The following is a 293-nucleotide window of genomic DNA, read 5'->3' on the forward strand; positions in this document are numbered from 1 at the left end:
GGGTCAGCTGTTCCAGTGCTGGGCGACGAGGTCGGCGGCCTGCTGCTCCCACTGGGCGTAGGCGTCCGGGTAGGCGGAGACCTGGACGGTCTGCGCGGCCACGGTCAGCGGCATGTCCTGCCAGCCGTCGACCTGCTTCAAACCCTTGAGGAAGGCGGTGGTGGAGTAGTCGGGGTCGGTGATCTGCTCCACGGCGCCCCAGCCGGAGCTCGGGCGCTGCTGGAACAGGCCCTGCGAGTCGTGGTCGTTGCGCTCACCCAGGTGACCCAGGTTCTCCAACTTCGACTCCTGCA

At 68.3% G+C, this 293-nt stretch carries 1 pseudogene; it reads right to left on the bottom strand.

The features are described 5' to 3' along the window. Window positions 1-3 precede the first annotated feature (3 nt). Window positions 4-293 (bottom strand): annotated as a pseudogene (locus ACPXB1_RS30700) (hypothetical protein); the annotation flags it as partial.

The sequence above is a fragment of the Micromonospora sp. DT68 genome (assembly GCF_049847245.1).
GTDB lineage: Bacteria > Actinomycetota > Actinomycetes > Mycobacteriales > Micromonosporaceae > Micromonospora > Micromonospora profundi.